This window comes from Ignavibacteriales bacterium, assembly GCA_016709155.1.
Lineage (GTDB): Bacteria > Bacteroidota > Ignavibacteria > Ignavibacteriales > Ignavibacteriaceae > JADJEI01.
Window position 1 is genome coordinate 1,089,320 of record JADJEI010000013.1, and the last position, 22,874, is coordinate 1,112,193.

General features: G+C 34.5%; 18 protein-coding genes and 1 tRNA gene. 17 read left to right on the forward strand and 2 right to left on the reverse strand.

Annotated elements, in window-relative coordinates; translation table 11 throughout:
• Nucleotides 1-4: 4 nt before the first annotated feature.
• A complete protein-coding gene (gene tig, locus IPH11_18500; GenBank protein MBK6915552.1) occupies nt 5-1,309 on the reverse strand; it encodes a trigger factor in 1,305 nt (434 codons plus the stop codon).
• A gap of 28 nt (nt 1,310-1,337) precedes the next feature.
• Nucleotides 1,338-1,422, reverse strand: a tRNA-Leu gene (locus IPH11_18505).
• 277 nt (nt 1,423-1,699) lie between these two features.
• Between IPH11_18505 and IPH11_18510 the strand changes: the two genes are divergently transcribed.
• From IPH11_18510 to recO, 17 genes are all read left to right on the forward strand, one after another.
• Nucleotides 1,700-2,350, forward strand: a complete 651-nt coding sequence (locus IPH11_18510; protein ID MBK6915553.1) for a serine/threonine-protein phosphatase — start codon at nt 1,700-1,702, stop codon at nt 2,348-2,350.
• 2 nt (nt 2,351-2,352) lie between these two features.
• Complete coding sequence (locus IPH11_18515; protein MBK6915554.1) at nt 2,353-3,234, forward strand: serine/threonine protein kinase; 882 nt, start codon at nt 2,353-2,355, stop codon at nt 3,232-3,234.
• A gap of 203 nt (nt 3,235-3,437) precedes the next feature.
• The gene (murA, locus tag IPH11_18520) at nt 3,438-4,709 is read left to right on the forward strand and encodes a UDP-N-acetylglucosamine 1-carboxyvinyltransferase (protein ID MBK6915555.1); all 1,272 of its coding nucleotides are present in this window, start codon (nt 3,438-3,440) and stop codon (nt 4,707-4,709) included.
• Between the two features lie 430 nt (nt 4,710-5,139).
• Complete coding sequence (locus IPH11_18525; protein MBK6915556.1) at nt 5,140-6,912, forward strand: tetratricopeptide repeat protein; 1,773 nt, start codon at nt 5,140-5,142, stop codon at nt 6,910-6,912.
• Between the two features lie 32 nt (nt 6,913-6,944).
• The gene (locus IPH11_18530; GenBank protein ID MBK6915557.1) at nt 6,945-8,354 is read left to right on the forward strand and encodes an HD domain-containing protein; all 1,410 of its coding nucleotides are present in this window, start codon (nt 6,945-6,947) and stop codon (nt 8,352-8,354) included.
• A gap of 322 nt (nt 8,355-8,676) precedes the next feature.
• Nucleotides 8,677-9,951 carry a TolC family protein gene (locus IPH11_18535; protein MBK6915558.1) on the forward strand — a complete coding sequence of 425 codons (1,275 nt, stop codon included), beginning with the start codon at nt 8,677-8,679 and terminating at the stop codon, nt 9,949-9,951.
• Nucleotides 9,952-9,975: 24 nt separating this feature from the next.
• Nucleotides 9,976-11,262, forward strand: a complete 1,287-nt coding sequence (locus IPH11_18540; GenBank protein ID MBK6915559.1) for an efflux RND transporter periplasmic adaptor subunit — start codon at nt 9,976-9,978, stop codon at nt 11,260-11,262.
• Between the two features lie 27 nt (nt 11,263-11,289).
• Complete coding sequence (locus IPH11_18545; protein MBK6915560.1) at nt 11,290-12,003, forward strand: ABC transporter ATP-binding protein; 714 nt, start codon at nt 11,290-11,292, stop codon at nt 12,001-12,003.
• A 33-nt stretch (nt 12,004-12,036) separates the two neighbouring features.
• Nucleotides 12,037-13,272, forward strand: coding sequence for an ABC transporter permease (locus tag IPH11_18550; GenBank protein ID MBK6915561.1), 1,236 nt, complete (start codon nt 12,037-12,039; stop codon nt 13,270-13,272).
• Nucleotides 13,272-14,504, forward strand: coding sequence for an ABC transporter permease (locus IPH11_18555; GenBank protein ID MBK6915562.1), 1,233 nt, complete (start codon nt 13,272-13,274; stop codon nt 14,502-14,504). The genes IPH11_18550 and IPH11_18555 overlap by 1 nt, the downstream gene beginning before the upstream one ends.
• 255 nt (nt 14,505-14,759) lie before the next feature.
• Complete coding sequence (locus IPH11_18560) at nt 14,760-15,992, forward strand: ABC transporter permease (protein ID MBK6915563.1); 1,233 nt, start codon at nt 14,760-14,762, stop codon at nt 15,990-15,992.
• A 102-nt stretch (nt 15,993-16,094) separates the two neighbouring features.
• Nucleotides 16,095-17,582, forward strand: a complete 1,488-nt coding sequence (locus tag IPH11_18565) for a hypothetical protein (protein MBK6915564.1) — start codon at nt 16,095-16,097, stop codon at nt 17,580-17,582.
• Nucleotides 17,570-19,567 carry a hypothetical protein gene (locus IPH11_18570; GenBank protein MBK6915565.1) on the forward strand — a complete coding sequence of 666 codons (1,998 nt, stop codon included), beginning with the start codon at nt 17,570-17,572 and terminating at the stop codon, nt 19,565-19,567. The genes IPH11_18565 and IPH11_18570 overlap by 13 nt, the downstream gene beginning before the upstream one ends.
• A gap of 79 nt (nt 19,568-19,646) precedes the next feature.
• Nucleotides 19,647-20,108, forward strand: a complete 462-nt coding sequence (locus IPH11_18575; GenBank protein MBK6915566.1) for an NUDIX pyrophosphatase — start codon at nt 19,647-19,649, stop codon at nt 20,106-20,108.
• A gap of 47 nt (nt 20,109-20,155) precedes the next feature.
• Nucleotides 20,156-21,070, forward strand: coding sequence for a sugar kinase (locus IPH11_18580; protein ID MBK6915567.1), 915 nt, complete (start codon nt 20,156-20,158; stop codon nt 21,068-21,070).
• Nucleotides 21,060-22,076 (forward strand): S-methyl-5-thioribose-1-phosphate isomerase, encoded by a 1,017-nt coding sequence (gene mtnA / locus IPH11_18585; GenBank protein ID MBK6915568.1) that lies wholly within the window; start codon nt 21,060-21,062, stop codon nt 22,074-22,076. The genes IPH11_18580 and mtnA overlap by 11 nt, the downstream gene beginning before the upstream one ends.
• The gene (recO, locus tag IPH11_18590; GenBank protein MBK6915569.1) at nt 22,073-22,822 is read left to right on the forward strand and encodes a DNA repair protein RecO; all 750 of its coding nucleotides are present in this window, start codon (nt 22,073-22,075) and stop codon (nt 22,820-22,822) included. The genes mtnA and recO overlap by 4 nt, the downstream gene beginning before the upstream one ends.
• Nucleotides 22,823-22,874 lie beyond the last annotated feature (52 nt).

The following is a 22,874-nucleotide window of genomic DNA, read 5'->3' on the forward strand; positions in this document are numbered from 1 at the left end:
TTCCTCATTCATTTTTTGGTAATTGATCTGGGAGAACATACTTAATTTTATTCTTCGATTTTAAAAAATCCCATAATTTTTTATTAGTAAACTTTTCTTTCTGCTTGGGGGATTTATAAAAACTGAGAAGTTTTTCTAATTCGATATTCGTTTTAGCAGATTCCTTTTGAGCCTCTTCTTCTATTTCAGGATCTGTTGCCTGTAAATTTTCTTTTTTGATTATCTGGTCACTTAACATAAACCATTTTACCTCATTCAAAGCAGGTTTTTCAAAATGTGTTCTCGCATGTTCCTTATCAAATTTTTCATAGCCTCTTTTTTTAGAATTTTTCTCTTCATTTTGAAGATATTCTTCAATCACATTATTGACCAGAGAGCGGGGAGGTTCAAATTCGTTGTTCTTTATAATTTGTGAAATAATTTTTGAAGATAAGAATTCCTCTGCCTGCGAATCATAATAATTTTGAATATCAGTTTTAATATTGTTACGAAGTTGATCCTCGGAATTGAATTTTTCTTTTGTGATTTTTTTTATCAATTCTTCATCTAATTTCGGGAGGATAATTTTTTGAATTTTATTGATCAGAGCACGATAAAAATATTTTTCTTCGACTTCTTCGTTTGAATGATCCTCTTTTTCAATAGTTCGCTTATCTGTAAATGAAAAATCGAAACTATCACCAACTTTTTTATTCCTGCTATTTACTTTTATATCAGGCTGAACTCTTTCATTAGTGAAATCAATCTCTATATTTTCTTTTTTACTTGCAGGCATCGAATTACCTGATTCATCCAACCTTTCTATCTCAACCCCGATAATGTAATCATCGTCTTCACCAACCAAATCTGTTGATTCAAATGTGCGGTTCGATCTAAGTAAATATTCAATTTCTTTGTCAATTTCTTCTTCACTCACTTTAAAATCGGGAAGTAAAATTTCATTATCAGTATAATTTTCAACTTGAATTTCTGGCATGATCTCAAATTTTACTTTAAAAGATAATTCTGATCTTGGTTCAAATTTCAAATCACTTAAAACAGGCTGATTTATTGGGTTTAGATCTTTTTCTTTAACTACTTCCCAAAATTTATCATTTGCAATTTTTTCTGCAGCTTCATATTCAAGAGCATCTCCAAAACGCTGCTTAATGATTTGAGGAGGTACTTTTCCTTTCCGGAATCCATCAACATTTATTTTTTTTGATTGTTTCTTTACTTCTAATTCAATTAGATTTTTAATCTCAGGATAAGTATATGAAACCTCAACTTGAAGCTCGGACGAATTTATCTGTTCGGATTTAAATTCCAAATTTATTTTTCCTTTCTAACTTACTTAATGGTGCGAGAACGGGGACTCGAACCCCGACACCTTTCGGTACTAGATCCTAAGTCTAGCGCGTCTGCCAATTCCGCCACTCTCGCAGGGATAAAATGCTATTAAATGAAGTGCTAATTTATTAATTTGTTTTTAGAAAATCTGTGATTAAGATAAACTATTTCAAAAAATAAAGTTCAAATATACTTTTTAACAGTCTGTTAAGCAATTATTTGGATAAAAGTACTGCTGTAAAGTCTGTAAAATTTTTAAGATGTCATTTTAAATGGATTTGGATTAAGGGTAAATGAATTTTAGCTATTCAGTCATCTCTAATATTGGTTTTCTTCGCAAAAACAATGAAGATTTCGCCGAAGTATTTAAATATCCGAAGGAATTTTAGCCATTGTATGTGATGGATTAGGTGGAACTAACGCCGGAGAATTTGCATCCAGAAAAACTGTCGAACTGATCAATCAGGCATTTAAAAAAAACACTTCAGAAAAAGATTATCTCGAAAGAATTAGATCAGCAATTGAATTCGCAAATACAAATATCTTTCATCAGTCGAAAACAGAATTTAAGTACTTTGGAATGTCAAGTACAGTCGAGGTTGTCTTCTTAAATGAGAGTTTTATTTATTGGGGGCATATTGGTGATTCAAGAATTTATTATTTCCATTCGGGCAAATTAAAATTACTTACTAAAGACCATTCATTTGTTCAGCAATTGGTTGATGCGGGTAATATTGCCCCAAAAGATGTCTTAACTCATCCTAAAAAAAATGTTATTATAAATGCTATTGGTAGCTCGTTAAATCCGAATATTGATTTAAGCAAAATAAGAATTGATGAAGCAGGTAGGTGCAAAATTTTAATTTGTACTGATGGAGTGTCTTCGGTAGTTGATGAGATAGAAATAGAAAATATTCTTGCTCACAACCAATTGGGACAGATAGCAGAAAAATTAGTAAAGAAAGTTGAATCTGCCGGTGCACCCGATAATTTTTCATTTATAATCCTGCAAAGCAACTGAAGATGACAGGAAAAAAAATTTTTCATTATCGGATATTAGATTTACTCGGTACAGGCGGCATGGGTTCTGTGTATAAAGCGTTTGATCTAAAGCTGGAACGGTTTGTAGCAATAAAATTTTTATCTGAATCACTTTCAAAAAATCTTAAAGTTGTTGACCGCTTTCGAAATGAAGCAAGGAACCAGGCTAAACTTAACCATCCAAATATTGTTGCAGTTTATGGTTATGAAGAAGCAGAAAATAATTTTGCTATTATCATGGAATACTTCAACAGCTTTTCATTAGAGGAACTACTCACGCGGAAAAAATATTTGTCTTTGAATGAAGCTGTGCCAATTATCAAGCAGGTGTTGTATGGAGTTTCTTTCGCACATAAGCATGGATTAATTCACCGGGATATTAAGCCATCCAACATTTTGATAAATATGAATGGTAATGTCAAGATAATGGATTTTGGAATTTCAAGTTCGCTTTATTTTAATGAATCAGATGCAAATAATTATTCGGGAACACTTATTTATTTAAGTCCGGAACAAATGGAGGGCGAACCTGCTACTGAACAAAGTGATGTTTATTCAATCGGATTAACTTTTTTCGAGATGCTGGTTGGCGCACCATTACTTCAAGCTAATAATAGTTATGAGATTATTAACACAAAGTTGAATGCCGAAATTAAAAGCCATAATTTGAAAGTTGCTATCATCCCCGAAGTTTTTCGTTCAATTATTGGAAAGGCTGTTTCGAGCAATCTCGAAAATAGATTTTCAAATTGTGATGAATTTCTTTCTGAAATTTCAAAAGCGTCTGCAAAAGAAATGACTGTGAAAGTACTTCCTCGAAAATCTCTAATCAAAAAAATACTGTTATCATTTCTGGATGACTAATGTACTTTTGAAATCCAATGATCCGCAACATTATCTATTTCACCATTGCGCCTGATATTTAGTGGGTTGACTTCGGTGATAAATAATTTATCAGAAGTTTCTGAATAATAAATTTGTTGAGGTTAAAGCCTCGGACTTCTTAATTATTTTAGTATCAAATATTTATTTAATTATTCACATGTAAATTCTATTTAATACATTTTATGGATAAATTTATAATACACGGCGGGAAAAAACTTCACGGAAGTATAACTGTCAGCGGTGCAAAAAATTCTTCTCTAGCTTTAATGCCTGCTTGCTTATTGACTTCAGGAATTTCTACCTTGTCAAATACGCCACGCCTCAATGATGTTTTCACTATGATGAAATTATTACAGCATCTTGGTGTGACAAGTAATTTTGAAAATCATACTCTTAGATTAGATACCAGCAACATTATTTCTCAGGATGCTCCTTATGAATATGTAAAAAAAATGAGAGCCTCTGTTTATGTATTAGGTCCATTACTCACAAGATTTGGTTATGCAAAAGTTTCATTGCCGGGCGGTTGTGCTTGGGGTCCAAGACCGATAAATCTTCACCTGGAAGCATTAAAAAAAATGGGAGCAGAAATTGAACTGTCTGAGGGTTACATCATTGCAAGATCTCAAGGAGGCAGGTTAAATGGTGCTAAAATAAATTTTGATATTTCATCTGTTGGAGCAACCGGAAATATTTTGATGGCTGCTGTGCTGGCAAATGGTATCACTCAAATTAATAATGCTGCCACCGAACCAGAAATACAAAACCTAACTGAGTTTTTAATTAAAATGGGGGCTAAGATAGATGGAGCCGGTTCTAATTCTTTAATGATTGAGGGGGTGGATAATCTAATGCCTGCTTCAATTGAAACCATACCTGATAGAATTGAAGCCGGAACTATTTTAATCTCTGCTGCAATAACGCGTGGACAAGTCGAATTGACAAACTCGAACACGACTCATCTTAGATCAGTATTATCTAAATTGGAAGACTGCGGCTGCCAAGTTGAAACTATGGAAGACAGAGTGAAACTTATTGCAAACGATTTTGAAATAAATCCCGTTGATGTTGCTACTGCAGTTTACCCCGGATTTCCTACAGATATGCAAGCTCAGTGGACAGCGTTAATGTGTCTTGCAAATGGAACCTCAAAAATAACAGATACTATCTATTTAGATCGCTTCAAACACATCCCAGAATTAATGCGTCTTGGTGCAGATATAAATGTAAATGAAAATAATGCTATTGTGAAAGGGGTTAAAAAATTAATTGGCGCTAAAGTTATGTCAACAGATCTTAGAGCAAGTGCATCGCTTGTAATTGCAGGGCTTGCAGCAGAAGGCACTACTGAAGTGCTTCGTGTTTATCATCTTGACCGCGGTTATCAACGGATTGAAGAAAAGCTTACGATATTGCATGCTGATATTCAACGTGTAGAAGGCACTGAATTTTAATTTGGCTTTACTTAAAAAAATATTTGTATTCCGAAAAGGAATAATACCGTATTGTTTTATTATCGTTGGGTTCAATTTACTGTTACTGAAATTTTCTCTATCCAATGTATTTGGATATGAGTTTTCTGTTTTGAATTCCATCCTGATCACACTTCTTTCAGGTTTTCACTCTTTAGATTTTTTAAAACATAAAATTGAGGAGGATAATTATTCGCTTAGATTGCTTTTTGTGAATCTCTCAATTTTTATTTTGATACCACTAATAATTTCTCTTGCGAACTCTTATCTAAATGGGTTCTGTTCCTTTGTTGACGGTTTATTTTTCTATATAGTTATTTTAACTCCATCCGTCTTGGTTGGGATGGGGTTAAGTGTTGTGTCAATTTTGATCTCGAGAAAATTTTTTCGAACAATTTTCTTTATTATTTTTTTGATCATTTTATTCATTCCGGTGCTCGAAATTTATTTCAATCCACAAGTATATTTTTATAATCCCATTGTCGGTTTTTTCCCCGGCAACATATATGACGAAGGATTAACTGTATCTGCATCTTTAATACTTTACAGAGCATTAAATATATTTTACTTCGGAAGTATCATCATTTCGTTTTTAATTTTTGCTGCAAAATATTCTGCTGTGAAAAGAGTTTTATCTCTAAGTATTACTGCAATTGTGGCATCAGGATTTATTTATTTTAGTCCATTAATTGGTTTAACTACAACAGAAAAATCTTTATCAAATGAATTAAAATTCGGAATTAGCACCGAGCATTTCGACATAAAATATTCTTCCAAACTCAATGCGTCCGAACTTAAAATTTTAGCAATCAGGCACGAATTATATTATGAGGAATTAAAAAACTTTTTTAATTACAAGCCTAATAAAAAGATTAAGTCGTTTATTTTTTCTAATACTGATCAGAAAAAAAAATTATTCGGTGCGGGTAATGCTGATGTAGCTAAGCCATGGTTAATGCAAATTTATTTGACCTATGATAATTACAATGGAACATTAAAACATGAGATAGCTCATTGCTTTACTGCCGAATTTGGTTCAACAATTTTTAAAATAGCGGACAATTTTAACGCAGCATTAATTGAAGGTGCTGCTGTCGCCGGTGATCCGTATTACGACGATTACCCTGTGGATTATATGGCTGCTCTGGCTTATCAAAATGGTTATAAAATTAATTTGGGTTCATTATTTGAATCGTTTAATTTTTTCTTTCAACCGTCAAGTTTGTCTTACATCTACGCGGGTTCGTTTTCAAAATATTTGATTGATAATTATGGGATTACAAAATTCAAACGGCTTTATTCTAATATTGATTTTCACTCGGTTTATGGAAAATATTTACCTGACTTAATCAGTGAATATTATGCTCATCTTTCAATATTCGAAGTATCAAATAAGAAACCGATGGCTGATTTTTATTTTGGAAGAAAACCAATATTCTCCAAAGTTTGCCCGAGATATATTTCCGATCGTTTAGCCAAAGCATGGAATCTTTTTCAAGAAGAAAAATACTCTGAATCTTTAGCGCTCTTTTCTGATGTGATTGGAAAAAGTGAAAACTATTCAGCGATCATTGGCTATGCGTCTTGTCTTTTTGAAACCAATAGAAAAAATGAAGCTGTAAAATTTCTTAAAAGCAGAGTGAATAATTTTTATGGCACATCAAATTATTATCAGATAAAATTTGCGCTCGCTGATTTCATGTCTGAACTGAATCTAACAGAACAATCCGATTCAATTTATAAAGAAATTTTTGATTCATCTTCAAATCGTACATTAGATTATTTAGCATTAACGCGAAGCAGCTTAATTAAAAACGAAGTTGGTCTTCCCGCTTATATTACCGGAAGTGATACTTTGAAATATGAAGTATTGGAAAAAATGAATAAGCAAGACTATAACTACTATTCATTCCCAATTCTAATTAACTTATCTAAAAGGTTAGGGGAAGATTACAACGAATTCCTAAAAATTTTCGATAAATCATTTCTTGTTGAAAATACTTTTCGTAGTTATGCGTTGTTCAAACTCTCCGAATATATGTTTGAAAACCTTGATTTTATTAAGGCACGGAAGACCGCTGCTCTTGCATTCAGATTTTCTTCGGAAGATTATGAAAAACAGATATTATCAAATTATTTTGAAGAAGTAAATTGGGTAATCAACAATTCCCAAAGTTTACTTTAGAATTTCATAAAGAAAAATATTATTAAATATATATGAAGATTAATTTCACTGAAATATTAACAGGGTATCCTGTCCTATCCGATGTAAAAATAGTTGCGGCTGATAGAAATGAAAAAGTTTTTATAGTCGGTGGATTTGTAAGGGATAAATTACTTAAGCGCGAATCAAATGAAATTGATTTTCTTATCGTTGGTGATGGAGTACAGTTTGCAACAGAACTAAGTAAAAAACTTGGACTTAAAAATGTAATTACCTATAAAAATTACGGCACAGCCCAACTGAAATACAATAACTTGCAGCTTGAATTTGTCGGGGCGCGGAAAGAATCTTACGAAGAAAAAAGTAGAAACCCAAAAATAGTATCGGCAACTTTCGAAGAAGATATGGCAAGAAGAGATTTTACAATCAATTCACTTGCCGTTTCTCTGAACAATGAAAATTACGCCGAGATAATTGATTTGTTTAATGGTTATGAGGATATAAATAATAAAATCATTCGCACACCGATTGATTCTATGATTACATTTAATGATGACCCGTTAAGAATTCTTCGGGCTTTTCGTTTTGCCTCTCAACTGGGATTTGATGTTGATGACAATGTCATTAACTCATCACGTGCACTTCGTGAAAGATTAAATATCATTGCCAAAGAAAGAATAGCAGCAGAGTTTTTTAAAATACTTGGCTCGAATAAGCCTTCAGTTGGACTAAATTTATTATTCCATTCCGGAGTTCTTGAAATAATTTTTCCTGAAATTGCTGCACTCGAAGGAGTTGAACAAAGGAAAGATTATCATCATAAAGATGTTTTTTATCATACGTGTCAAGTGGTTGATAACATCTCTGTAGTAACAGAAAATGTCTGGTTGAGATTTGCTGCACTTGTTCACGATATTGCAAAACCCCCAACCAAAAGATTTGTCGAAGGCACTGGCTGGACTTTCCATGGTCACGAAGAACTCGGTGCTCGTATGATGAAAAGTATTTTTAAAAGAATGAAACTTCCATTAAATAAATTAGAATACATTGAAAAATTAATACGTCTGCACTTGAGACCAATTGCACTTGCTAAAGAAGAAGTCACTGATTCGGCAATTAGAAGATTAATAATTTCCGCAGGCGAGGATCTAAATGACTTGATAACTCTGTGCCGCGCAGACATCACAAGCAAAAATCCCGGGAAGGTTTCGCGCTATCTCGAAAATTATAATATAGTGATGAACCGCGTTTTAGAAGTTGAAGAGAAAGACAGACTAAAAGCTTTTCAATCACCTGTGCACGGCGATGTCATTATGCAAGTTTGTGGATTAAAACCTTGTAAAAAAGTTGGAGAAATTAAAACTACAATCGAGAATGCTATTCTCGACGGCGAGATTCAGAATAATTATGAAGAAGCATATCAATATTTATTGAGAATCAAAGACCGGTTTCTTGATTCATAAAAAATTCTATCGCACCATACAAATAATTTTATTGCCGTTTATACATAAATCCATTCTGGCTTAATGCAGAAAACTATTTTTGTAGTGAATTAAAACACAAATAAAATGTTGGAAAGAATATGCAGTATTTATTGATCTTATTTTTGATAATTTTCAGTATTGAAATTTTTGGTGAATTTATTTTATTCATCAGAAAAAGTAAATCATCCCAATTAACCTTTGTGAAAGTAAAAGACATCAGGAGAAAATAATGCGATCATTTTTTGTGTTCCTAACATTTGTTTGTTTAACGTCAGTATCTTTTTCGCAGGAGAATTTAAGTTTGCAGAAAGCTATAAATATTGCTCTTCAAAAGAATACAACACTTCAAAAAAATATAAATACGATTAAATCATTAGAGTCTAATGTCCTCGCTTCTTATGGAAGTTTTTTACCGAACATCAGTGCCAATGGAAGCTGGGACTGGAATCGTTCGGAAGATCCGGGAACGACTTTTAATATTGGCGGTGCAGTTTTCAATACTCCTCCCTCTAATAATGAAAGCCGGAATTACTCTATTGGTATAAATTCACAGTGGACATTGTTTGACGGACTTTCGAATTATGCCACACTTTCAAAAAGCAAAAATGACCTTGAAGCCGGAAAGTTATCTATCGAAAGATTAAAGCAAGATATAGTCTTTCAGACAATCTCATTTTATTATGATGTTATTACTTCGCAGCAGCTTCTGAAAGTCAGTGAAGAAAATTTAATTCAAAATCAAAAAAATCTTGAAACAATTATTGAACGAAACAAACTTGGTTCGGTAACATTGGCGGATGTTTATGCTCAGCAAGTTCAGGCAGGTAATGCAGAACTGGATGTTATCAAATCAAACAACACACTTGCTATTGCAAAGAGTAATCTGCTTTACTACCTCGGTTTAGACGTTATGCAAGAATTTAAATTTACTGAAACCCTTACGACCGAAGAAACTGAAACTCTTAATTCAGAATTAACAATTAGTTATAATGATATTTCTGCGATGGTTCAGCAAGCTCTTGAAAACAGACCCGATTATAAAGGATCGCTGCTTAATTTAGAAAGTGCCTACAACGATATTACTACGGCGAAGTCAGGTCATTTTCCAAGGCTTACTAACAGCATGGGGTTCAATACCTATGCTAATCAGATAGATAATCTTTTTGATCAGAGAACATACTCTGTAGGATTAACATTAAGTATTCCTATTTTCTCCGGATTTTCTGTAAGCAATCGAGTCCAGTTTGCTGAGGTTAATGCTGAGAATACAGAAATAGATTTAAAGGATCTTGAAAGAACAATTAAGCAAAGTATTCAACAAACATTTCTTAATCTTCAGGAAGCAGAAAAGGGACTTAATGTAAGTGAAAAAAATGTGAAAGCTGCTGAAGAAAATCTAAAAATTGAACAGGAAAAATATACACTTGGTGCAGGAAAACTTTTGGATGTGCTTGTCGCAAACTCAACTTACATAAATGCAAAGACAACTTTGATAAGTGCGCAGTTTGCTTTTATAAGATTATCAGAACAGCTTAAATATTATTTAGGTGTTTTGGATTACAAAAAATTCGAATAAATTTTATTAAAGGAGAATATTTAAATGGCAAATGGAAAAACTAAAAAGTCGCGTAAAAAATTATTTATCTTCGGAGGCATAGGACTTCTTCTCATAATTCTTATCGTAATTGCATTTGTAGGCGGCGGTAAAGATGAAATAATTTCTGTCCAGACTGAAAAAGTTATAAAACGGGACATTACTCAAACAGTAGCGGCGACAGGTAAAATCAATTCTGAATTTAAAGTTGTAATCACTCCGGAAGTGACCGGTGAAATTATTTCTTTACCGGTGAAGGAAGGGGATAGAGTAAAGAAAGGCGATCTGCTGATAAAAATAAAAGGTGATCAGTACAGTGCACAAAAAGAAAGATTAGAAGCAATGCTCGAATCAGCAAAGGCAAATTTAGCTCAAAGCAAAGCTGAACTGGACAGAATGACTCTTGAATATAATCGTGTAAAAGAACTTAATGCAAAAGGATTAGCAAGTGATTCGGAGCTTGAAAACGCAAAAAGTAATTTTCTTTCATTACAAGCTGCTTATGAAGGCGCTCAGGCAAACGTAAATTCTAATCAGGCGTCGTTGAAAGAAATTGTTGATCAGTTGAATAAAACTACTATACGTGCCCCAATGGATGGGGTAGTTACTCAATTGAATGTTGAACTTGGTGAAAGAGTTTTTGGTGCTGGATACAGCATGGGTACTGATATTATGACTATCTCTGATCTGAACAATATGGAAGCAACAGTTGATGTTGATGAAAATGATGTGGTGATAATTTCCTTAGGCGATACAGCAAATATTAAAGTTGACGCCTTTGGAGATAAAGTGTTTAAAGGATTGGTTACTGAAATTGGTAATAGTGCACAAACATCAGGGTTGGGGACTCAAGACCAGGTTGTGAACTTTGCTGTTAAAATCAAACTGCTCGAATTAGATCCTTCACTCCGCCCGGGAATGTCGTGTAATGCTGACATTGAGACTGAAACAAAGTCGAATGTTGTCAGCGTTCCAATTCAATGCGTTACGGCTCGTGGAGATTTTAGTCCAGCTCCTGAAGGTGATAGCGGAAGCGAAGATGAACCGGTTGTTACAACAAAGAAAAGTGATGATAAAAAAATTAAGGAAATTGTATTTCTAATAAAAAATGGGAAAGCCAAATCGGTTGAAGTTGAAACTGGAATCAGCGACGACAACTATATTGAGATTAAATCTGGTCTTTCCGGTGATGAAGAAGTTGTAACAGGAAGTTACAGAGCGATTTCTAGAGAATTAAATGATGACGTTGTTGTTCGGGTTGAAAATAAAAGCAACTCAACAGAGAAAAAATAAAATTAAACCGGAAAAACTTAAATGAACATTATTAACATAGAACATATTGCTCGCGTTTATCAGGTTGGCTCGGAAGAAGTGCGTGCACTCAGTGATGTTTCATTACGCATTGATAAAAATGAATACGTTGCAATTATGGGCCCTTCCGGCTCGGGCAAATCAACATTGATGAACTTGCTCGGCTGCCTTGACACCCCTTCCTCTGGTAAATATGATTTCAACGGGCTTAGTGTAAGTGAAATGAGTGATAATGAACTCGCAAGGATCAGGAATAAAGAAATAGGATTTGTCTTTCAAACTTTTAATCTGCTGGCAAGATCAAACGCGCTGCACAATGTGGAACTGCCGCTCATCTATGCCGGAGTTTCTTCATCTGAAAGAAAAGAAAGAGCGATGCAGACACTAATTGATGTAGGATTAAAGGATAGGATTTATCACAAGCCAAATGAATTATCAGGCGGACAAAGGCAAAGAGTCGCAATTGCAAGAGCACTCGTCACCCGTCCTTCAATTATTCTTGCCGATGAACCAACAGGAAATCTCGATTCTAAAACCGGAGAAGAGATTATGCTCTTATTTCATGAAATACACGAAAAAGGTAATACAATTATTCTTGTTACTCACGAAGAATACATTGCCGAACATGCAGCCAGGATTATTAGACTCAAAGATGGTCTTGTTGAAAAAGATGAATTAGTTAAAAATAGATTTATACCAACGGCTAAAGCATCCAATAATTAAATTGAATTTGCAAGAGAAAGAAGTTGAAATAAAATGTCAAATTTTTTATTTGAATTAAAAGAAGGATTATTGATTGCGCTTCGTGCAATTCGTTCGAATAAAGTTAGGGCAATTCTTACGATGCTCGGAATATTTATCGGGATCACTGTAGTAGTGTTAATGTCAACCGCCATTAAAGGCATTGATAATTCATTCCAAAATGGAATCAGCGCTTTAGGTTCAGACGTTCTTTACATTGATAAATGGGCGTGGTTTGGAAATGTTGATTGGTGGAAACTTCGCAACAGAAAAAATCTTGACATGGACGACTTCCAAAAATTTAAAGAAATGGCTAACCTCCCCCTGGCAGTTGCACCTGTGCTCAATACACAACAAACAATTAAATTTGGGGATAGAAGAGTTGAATCAGCAAACTGCAATGGTTCAAATGCTGATTATGTTATGACGACTAATTTCTCTTTTGCTCAAGGCAGATTTTATTCTGATATAGAAAGTGAAGGATCAAGAAATGTGGCTGTGATCGGAAGTGAAATTGCAAAGACTCTCTTCCCACTTGGTGATGCACTGGATAAAACCATTAAAGTTGGAGCGCAAAATTTTAAAGTTGTTGGTGTTCTGACTGAACAAGGTAGTTTTATTCTTGGTCCATGGAATCCGGACAATCAAGTCTTTGTACCAATAGGAACAATTTTCAAATATTTTATGAATGAAACTTTTGGCTCGATAACAATTAATGTCCGTGCACAAAACCCGGCAATGCTTGAAGAGACTAAAGCAGAAGCCGAAGGCATTATGAGAAAATTAAGGGGGCTAAAGTATAGTGAAGAAAATGATTTCTCAATCAATCAACAAGAAGGATTAGTTGATAATTACAATCAGGTGGTGGGGGTAATTCAGATAGCTGGATTGTTTATAACAGGACTTTCGTTATTTGTCGGTGCAATCGGAATAATGAACATCATGTTTGTTTCTGTGAAGGAGAGAACAAAAGAAATTGGTATACGTAAAGCCATCGGAGCCAAACGAAGAACCATTCTATTTCAGTTTTTGCTCGAATCTTCTGTAATATGTTTGGTCGGCGGGCTTGCCGGCTTAATTGCCGCAGTGCTTTTAAGCATGCTTGTTGATCAATTTATTCCTACTTCAATTCAGTATGACGCGGTCATCCTTGCAATATTTGTATCGCTGTTGACCGGAATAATTTCAGGCTTAGCTCCGGCTTATACAGCAGCAAAATTAGATCCTGTTGAAGCATTGAGGTATGAGTAATGAAAACATCACAAGTATTTAGCCTTTCACTTCAATCATTAAAAAATAATAAACTTCGTACTTCGCTTACAATTCTGGGTATAGTTGTAGGAATTTTTTCTATCATTGTCATCATGACAATCATTACAATGCTTCAGAACAGTATCGAAAGCGGTTTGTCAATGCTGAATAAAAATACTTTTCAGATAGAAAAGTTCAGCAGAATGCAAGAAGGTGGTGCGGACGCCGAAAGGATATTGCGTAACAGAAAAGATTTAACAATAGAAGATGCCGAAAGATTAAAATCGCTTCTGACGCAAGCTATGTACGTCGGTGCCGAGCAGTGGCACTTTGATATAGTAATTAAGTATGGTAACAATGAGACTAATCCAAATATCAGCGTAACAGGAATTACCACTGATGCGATGAAAACAAATAACTGGAATGTTGAATATGGTCGTGATTTTATGGAAACAGATATTCAGTATTCGACTAACGTTTGTTTGCTTGGCTATGATATAGTTGATAAAATATTCGGTCAAATAAATCCCGTAGGGCTTACTGTTCGTGTTGATGGCAGACCTATAAAAGTTATAGGTGTGCTGGAAAGACAGCCTGCTATGTTTGGTTCAAGCAGGGATAATTTTGTTGTTATGCCTATCTCTACATTTCAAAGTTTTTACGGAAAGTATAATAACAGTGTAAACATAACTGTGATGTCCCATAGTAAAGCCGATTATGACGAAGTGATAGAATCTGCAATTGGATATATGCGTACTATCCGTAAGGTTCCTGCAGGTGAAGAAAATGATTTTTCTATCTTCAGTAATGATTCACTGATTGGTCAGGTTAATGATATTACAGGTGGAATAAGAATTGGCGCTCTTGTTATTTCAATCATCGCACTTATAGCTGCAGGAATAGGGATAATGAATATAATGCTCGTATCTGTAACCGAAAGAACCCGCGAAATAGGGATTAGAAAGGCGATAGGCGCAAAGAGAAAAAATATTTTAATGCAGTTTCTCTTTGAAGCGATTGTGTTATGTTTAATTGGCGGAGTGATCGGAATTGTTATCGGGGTGGGGCTTGGAAATTTCGCAGGAAGTTTTTTAAATGCACAGTCTGCAATTCCAATTGATTGGATTTTAATTGGTCTTTCGCTGTGTGTTATGGTGGGGCTTATCTTTGGAACTTATCCAGCGTATAAAGCAGCAAACTTAGATCCAATCGAAGCTCTGAGATATGAGTAACTCATGTTACCCAAAACAGCAAACCTCCGAGGTTTCGATGAATAGGTTTATGAAAATATTTTCTATTTAGCGTTAAAAAACAGCCTCAAAAAGATACTATTTACAAAACCTCGGAGGTTTTATACTCACCTGCGTAAGGTGAATGAGTAATAAGAATTTGTTTTCAAGTTACATTTCTACGATTAGATTTAGACCGATAAATTGTATTAAATTACTGTAAAGTATTTTAAAAGAATTTTAATAGCGCGGGGATTTATGCTGCTATCTCAAATATTTTCGCTCTCGTTACAATCATTAAAAAGTAACAAACTCAGAACTATGCTCACCATTCTTGGTGTTGTTGTAGGAATATTTTCAATCATTGTAATAATGACTATCATTACAATGCTTCAAAATAGTATCGAAAGTGGAATATCATTTCTGAGTAAAAACACTTTTCAAATCCAAAAATTTCCAGCAATTAATACCGGCGGTCATGAAGAATGGAAAAAGTTTCGCAACCGTGAAGATATTACACTTGAGGATTATTATCGCTTCGAGGAGATGATGACACAAGCTAAATATACTGCAGCGCAATTAACCGCAGGTGGGAAGGTAATCAAATTTAGAAATCTGGAAACGAATCCCAATAGCTTCATCGTAGGGATCACTGAAGGCGGGATGAAAACTAACAATGTTACACTAGATCATGGAAGGGAAATCAGGAAAACTGATATTGATTTTTCTAACAATGTTTGTCTGCTTGGTCAGGATATCAGAGAGAAACTTTTCCCAAACATTGATCCAGTCGGTTTAAACATTAAAGTTGACAACAAACCTTTGCAAGTGATTGGCTTAATGGAAAAGATGCCCGAATTCTTTGGGCAAAGCATGGACAATTACATTGTTATTCCCATCAGTACCTTTGAATCAATGTATGGTAAAACAGGAAGAAGTGTTGAGATTACAGTTATGTCTTATGGTAAGCAGGATTACAATGCCGCAATAGAGACAGCAATTGGTTATATGCGAACGATTCGGAAAGTTCCTCCGGGAGAGGAAAACGATTTTGATATTTTTAGTAACGAGTCTTTGATTGGACAAATAAACGGAATCACTGAAGGCATACGAATAGGTGCGATGGTTATTTCCATAATTGCACTGCTTGCTGCAGGGGTGGGGATTATGAATATCATGCTTGTCTCGGTCACAGAACGCACAAGAGAAATCGGTATAAGAAAAGCGGTCGGTGCAAAACGTTCGAATATCCTAGTTCAGTTTTTGATTGAAGCTATTATTTTATGCTTGATAGGTGGATTTATCGGAATACTTCTCGGGGTAGGTGTAGGAAATCTCGCCGGTAGTTTTTTGAATGCTGAAGCCGCAATCCCGCTTGATTGGGTATTTATCGGGCTCACACTTTGTGTGCTTGTCGGAATCGTATTCGGAACTTATCCTGCTTACAAAGCAGCCAACCTAGACCCGATTGAAGCGTTGAGGTATGAATAATTATTAATTTAGTTTAATAATTACATACTATGTTTAAACATTAGACTTGATAAATGAACTTCATCAAAGTAGATTAGTCCGTTAAAAAATATTAATCATCTTTTGAAGTTTATTACTAAACATTTCGTTTTACTATTTTTTTTATTGGCTGCTTCTAATTCTGTTTGGAGCCAACAAAAATATTTCTCATCTTTTGTGCAAGACACAATTCCAATCAATTTTGATAATAAATATTTTATTTCCAAAGTCAATATTATCCCTCAAACTGAAAGAATAATTTTACGCGGGGAAATTCTTTCTCCTCAAGATTATTCTTTTCAATATGCGAAAGGATTTTTTCAATTATCAGACTCGCTGCCTTATTCAATTTTTGACACTCTCATCGTTGCATATCAAACAATAAAAATTTCTCTTCAAAAAAAATATAAACGTAGAAGTTTGATTCTGCGCCTTGATGAAGCAACCGGCGATAGTCTTCTCATCAGCAAATCGGAATCGGGTATTTTTAGTACCGAATCAATTTTTGGAAGCAGCATGGAAAAAAGCGGAACAATCGTTCGCGGTTTTACTGTTGGGACGACAAAAGATTTCACACTGAACAGCGGCTTGCGGCTTCAGCTTGCAGGCAAGTTATCCGATGACATTGAAATTGTTGCAGCACTTACAGATGAAAACACCCCCATTCAACCAGAAGGGAATACAGAACGGCTTGAAGAACTTGATAAAGTCTTTATTCAAATAAAACATAAAAATGCAATCGGCACTTTTGGCGATTATGAACTCAATAAAAAGTTTGGTGAATTCGGTGTTATCAATAGAAAACTGCAGGGGCTGATAGGGGAGTTTTTCTATGAAGGTCAGAAAGGATATCTTGGTATTGCAAGTTCTAAAGGAAAGTTTAATTCAAATAATCTTTTTGGGATTGATGGAGTACAAGGACCTTACCGACTAAGCGGAATAAACAGCGAACCGGACATTATCATTATTGCCGGAAGTGAACGTGTTTATCTTGATGGAATTGAATTGGTGCGAGGGGAGGGGAATGATTACACAATTGATTACTCGAATGCTTCAGTTACATTTACTCCGAAAAAATTAATTACTTCAGCAAGCCGAATAAATATTGATTTTGAATATACAGATAGACGATATGCGCGAAATGTTTTCGGAGCCGGCGCAGAAGGTTTGCTGTTTGAAGAGAAAATGAGTATAAAATTTCAGTACTTACGCGAAGGCGATGATCAGGATGCTCCAATTGATATTATTCTTTCCGATTCAGATAAAGAAAATTTAAAGATTGCAGGAGATGATAGAAATAAAGCTGTGAAATCAGGTGTGTCATTTGCAGCTCCGGATTCGCTCGGAAATATTCACGGAACTTATTTTAAAGTTGATACATTAATTTCCAGTCAAAACTTTTCGTATTATGTTTATTTACCGGGGGATTCAGCTTCGATTTATAATGTGTCGTTTAGTTTTGTCGGAGAGGGTAAAGGTGACTACATTCGCGAAACACTCGGCAACTATCGATTTGTTGGAATTGGATTGGGAACTTATCTGCCAATTTCTTTTTACCTTTGCCAGAGTTAAAACAAATTGCAAATCTTGTACTTGATATAACGCCGTGGAAGGATGTTTCGCTTAGCTTTGAATATGCTGGAAGTTTATGGGACAAAAATCGTTTATCTGATTTGGACAAAGGCGATGATTACGGATATGCGAGAAATATTTTTCTCAAAATTAATCCTCAGGAAATAAATGTTGGTTCAATTAGCCTTGGCAAAGCCGGGGTTACGTATAAAGATAGATTTGTTTTAAGCAGGTTTACTTCGCCGGATAGATTTAACGAAGTTGAGTTTAATCGTAATTATAATTTATCTTCTTTGACAGAACCACAAAATGAGTCATTACGTGAACTTAGTTTGCAATTAATTCCCATCGAACAACTTTTCATAAATACTTCAATAGGAATCTTAAAACAAGGGGATGTTTTTAGCTCAGATCGTTATAATAATATTTTAAAATTTACAGATAATACTTTCTATAATGTTGATTATAATTTTGATTATGTAAAAAGTAAATCAGAGTTACTCACAAGCAAATGGCTGCGTCAAAAGGGAAATGCTTACTATACTCTCTGGCAGATAAAGCCAGGGGTAGAATTTCTTTCTGAAAATAAAAATGATAATTTCATTTCAAACGATTCTTTGTCTTCTTCCAGTCTAAAATATTACGAGTTAAATCCATACCTGCAACTAATCGAGTATGAAGGACTAAAACTTTCTGCTAAATATTCCATGAGGAAAGATTACTTTCCAATTGAAGGGGAGCTTGTAAAAGAGTCTGATTCTCGTGCACAGTTTTACGAAATGAGTTACAATGGAATTCGTGAAGTCAATTCATTATTTTCATTTACGTATCGAAAAAAACAATACACCGATGAATTCAAACTAAAAGGTTTGTTGGATAACGAGACAATCCTCATCAGAACACAAAATAAATTAATCCCGGTAGAAAAAATTTTAAACGGCGATTTATTTTATGAAGTATCAACACAAAAATCTGCAAAGATAGAAAGAGTTTTTGTACGTGTTGAGAAGGGAACAGGCAGTTATCGTTATCTTGGAGATATTAACAACAATGGAATCGCAGATGAAAATGAATTTGAACCGACACTCTTTGATGGCGAATATATTTTAGTAAATATTCCTACTGATGAATTGTTCCCGGTGATCAATCTGAAAACCAGTACAAGGTGGAAATTAAATTTTGCAGATATGTTTAATGATCAGTCGCTTGCGGGAAAATTATTTTCTCCACTTTCAACAGAAAGTTATAGGCGTGTTGAAGAGAACACAACAGAAGAGGACTATAAAAAGATTTATCTTCTTAATTTTTCTGCTTTTCAAAATGAGGAAAAAACTATAACCGGCAGCAATCTCTTTCAGCAGGATATTTTTCTATTTGAAAACAAGCAGGACTTTTCACTTCGTTTCAGATACGCAGAAAAGAATACTCTGAATCAGTTTAGCGGGGGAGTGGAAAGAGCATACAACCGTGAAAGAAGTTTGCGTATCACTTTTAAAATGATAGAAGAAGTTAGCAACCAAACTGAAATCAGTACAATAAATGATAATGTCCGCGCTCCCGAATCATCAAACCGAAAAAGATTAGTGATCAATAATAGCGTATCCTCTGATTTCTCTTATCGTCCCGAAAGAAATATCGAGATCGGTTTCAAATTAAAGATTGGTCGCAGCGAAGATGATCTGCCAACAGATCCTACTATCATTGATTTAAATTCACAACTGATCAGGCTAAACATTTCTTTTTCGGGACTCGGAAGATTGCGTGTGGAAATTCAACGCGATGAGCTAAACGCAAACACCTCAGAAAATTTTATACCATTTGAATTAACAGGCGGCAATGCACTTGGGAAAAATTACTTTTGGCGGCTAAATTTCGATTACAGAATTTCCACGTATCTCCAATCAACAATTAGTTATGATGGCAGAGTGCAAGGTGGAGGTAAAGTTCTTCATACCGCACGAGCAGAAGTGCGTGCTTATTTTTAATTAATATTGGTCTAATTTACATTCGTGTTAATTTGTGAAATTAGTGGCAGCATTTTGTCTATTAAATTGGAATCTAATTGTGAAAATAATCTCTAACCTGATCGAAGCACATATTTTCAGAATGATTGAAAATAAAATTGAATTTCTTTTGTTGAAAAGGTCGGATAAGGAAATTTATCCCGGCTTGTGGCAAATGGTTTCAGGAAGAATTAAAAGGAGTGAGAAAGCTTTTCAAACTGCTTTACGTGAAATTCAGGAAGAAACAAATCTAAAACCGAAAAAGTTTTGGGTCGTTCCAAACATCAATTCTTTTTATTTGCCGGAAAAAGATTTGATAACATTTTTGCCTGTATTTTTAGTGCAAGTTGATAGTCATTCAGAAGTAATTTTAAGCGATGAGCATTCTACTTATCGGTGGGTAAGTGCGCAAGAAGCGAAAAAACTTTTAGCCTGGAGTGGACAAAAAAAATCTGTTGATATAATTATCGAATATCTCACGAAAAGAAAATCTTATCTTAACTTTGTAGAGATTAAAATTTAATTCTTTCATTTCACTATTTTTCTTTATCATAAAAAACGGAGTTTAATTTGGGATTATTAGTAGTAGGTTCACTAGGTTTAGATACGGTATCCACACCATTCGATAAAGTCGAGAATGCACTTGGCGGATCGGCAACATACATATCGCTTGCTGCAAGTTATTTTGGAGGACCAGTGCGGCTCGTTGGAATTGTTGGAAGTGATTTCCCTGAACAATACATTCATACTTTGGAGGATCACAATATTGATCTTGAAGGTTTGCAAATAGTGGATGGGGGAAAAACTTTTCGTTGGTCCGGCAAATATCATTATGATTTGAATGTGCGTGATACTTTGTTAACAGAATTAAATGTGTTCGAGAAATTCAACCCCATAATTCCTGAAAAAGCGCGCAAAGCAAAATTTATTTGTCTTGGAAACATAGATCCCGAACTTCAAATAAAAGTACTCGATCAAATGGATGATCCTTACTTCGTTGTTTGTGATACTATGAATTATTGGATTGAAGGAAAGAAAGATGAGCTACTTAGATTATTGCCGAGAGTTAATGTGCTCATCATTAATGATTCTGAAGCAAGATTGCTTGCTCATGAACCAAACCTTATTAAAGCTTCGCGAGAAATCCGTAAACTAGGTCCGGAAATTCTCATCATAAAAAAAGGAGAGCATGGTGCTCTACTCTTTACCGAGGATATTGTTTTTTCAGCACCTGCATATCCAATGGAAATGATTTATGATCCGACAGGGGCTGGGGATTCTTTTGCCGGAGGATTTATCGGGTATTTATTTAAATCTAGTGATATCACACCTGATAACTTAAAATGCGCTGTAGTTTATGGAAGTGCAATGGCTTCTTTCTGCGTTGAAAAATTCAGCACGAAAGGATTGGAACAACTATCATATTTGATGATTAAAGATAGGTACCGTGAATTTTTAGACTTATCAAGATTCGATGAAAAATAAAGATTACTTTTCTTTTAAATTTGAAAACGACCAACTCGTTTTTATAGATCAAACTAAACTTCCATTTCAAGAAGTTTATGAAACAACAGATCAGTACGAGAGAATAGCAAGTGCAATTGAACGACTCGAAATAAGAGGCGCGCCTGCAATTGGAATTACTGCAGGTTATGCTTTGGCACTATCTGTAAAAAATACTCCTAAAAATCTTATTCAAAATAAATTCAGTGATGCACTTGCAAGGCTTAAGCGTACCAGACCAACGGCAGTAAATCTATTTATAGTTTTAAACGAAGTAGAAAATTATTTCATCCAAAATTCTTCTGACCCGAATATCTTCTATAAATTATTAAAATTTGTTGAGGCTATCCACAAAGAAGATATTTCTTTTTGTGATCGCATTGCACGCAATGGGTTAAATATTTTCGCCAAAAAATCCAACGTACTTACTCATTGTAACACAGGGAAATTAGCTGCCGGCGGTGATGGAACAGCGTTCAATATAATTAAATTTGCACATCAAAATGATCTGATTTTTCACGTGTATGCTGATGAAACACGACCGTTGCTGCAAGGCTCGAGGCTTACTGCATTTGAACTTTATAATTCTGAAATTCCATTTTCAATCCTTACAGATTCTTCTGCTGCTTTTTTAATGGCGCAAAATAAAGTTGATTTAGTAATCACCGGCGCTGATAGAATTGCCCTGAACGGCGACGCTGCTAATAAAATCGGGACGTATAATCTTGCTGTGCTCTGCAACTATCATAATATTCCATTTTACATTGCGGCACCGTCATCAACAATAGACAGGCACATTCCAGCTGGAAATGAAATTGAGATTGAGTATCGGAGTAAAAAAGAAATACTTGAATTTAACGGGATTCCAGTTTGCCCTGCCGAAATTGATGCATTCAATCCGGCTTTTGATATCACTCCATCACATTTGATTTCTGGAATTATTACGGAGGAGGGTGTATTCACTTTTCCGTATAATTTTATCCAATGAGTGAGATAGTAAAAACTGAAGCCATAGTATTAGGTAAGATGGATTTTAGTGATACAAGTATAATCACCAATTTATTTACCAGAGATTTTGGAAAATTTTCTCTAATATTAAAAGGCGGGAGAAATCCCAAGAATAGAATAGGACCTCTGATTGACATTCCAAATTACCTGAACATAGTTTTTTATAAAAAAGAAAACAGAGAGCTACAATTATTAAGCAACGCTGATTCAATCAACCATTTTCCGGGAATTAAAAACGATTATGATAAAATTATTTATGCATTTGCCGTCGTCGAAATAATTAAAAAATTAATTCCGGATAATGAGCTTCACAATAAATTATTTAATGGCGTTGTTCGAATCCTTACTCTGCTAAATTCATCAGACGAGGCAGTTGAAATTTTGTTCTCAAGATTTTTTTTGTTCTTTTTGGAAGAAATCGGTTTTCAGGTTCAATTGAATGAATGCAGTATTTGCGGAAAGAATCAACTGCATAACCAATTGCTCGGATTCAATTTTAACTCAGGCATTATTTGCGAGGATTGCAAAATCAATTATAAAAATTCCTATCAGATTGATGCGGAACTTTTCAAGTATCTGCACTGTCTAAAGTTCAGTAAAAAAACGGAATCTCTGAAAATTGATACCGCTAATAAAGCAATTGAATTTATGGAAAAATATTTAAAATTTCATATACCTGATTTTCAAGGAATTCAATCACTAAAAAATAATTTAAGGAGTGTTTAACGATTAAATTTGTACTATGTTTAATTAACTGATAATCGTTATTAAAGAAAAG

Coding starts and splice junctions, on each gene's coding strand:
- IPH11_18515 (MBK6915554.1), top strand. CDS start 2,353: ATGACAGGAAAAAAAATTTTTCATTATCGGATATTAGATTTACTCGGT.
- murA (MBK6915555.1), top strand. CDS start 3,438: ATGGATAAATTTATAATACACGGCGGGAAAAAACTTCACGGAAGTATA.
- IPH11_18530 (MBK6915557.1), top strand. CDS start 6,945: ATGAAGATTAATTTCACTGAAATATTAACAGGGTATCCTGTCCTATCC.
- IPH11_18540 (MBK6915559.1), top strand. CDS start 9,976: ATGGCAAATGGAAAAACTAAAAAGTCGCGTAAAAAATTATTTATCTTC.
- IPH11_18550 (MBK6915561.1), top strand. CDS start 12,037: ATGTCAAATTTTTTATTTGAATTAAAAGAAGGATTATTGATTGCGCTT.
- IPH11_18555 (MBK6915562.1), top strand. CDS start 13,272: ATGAAAACATCACAAGTATTTAGCCTTTCACTTCAATCATTAAAAAAT.
- IPH11_18560 (MBK6915563.1), top strand. CDS start 14,760: ATGCTGCTATCTCAAATATTTTCGCTCTCGTTACAATCATTAAAAAGT.
- mtnA (MBK6915568.1), top strand. CDS start 21,060: ATGAAAAATAAAGATTACTTTTCTTTTAAATTTGAAAACGACCAACTC.
- recO (MBK6915569.1), top strand. CDS start 22,073: ATGAGTGAGATAGTAAAAACTGAAGCCATAGTATTAGGTAAGATGGAT.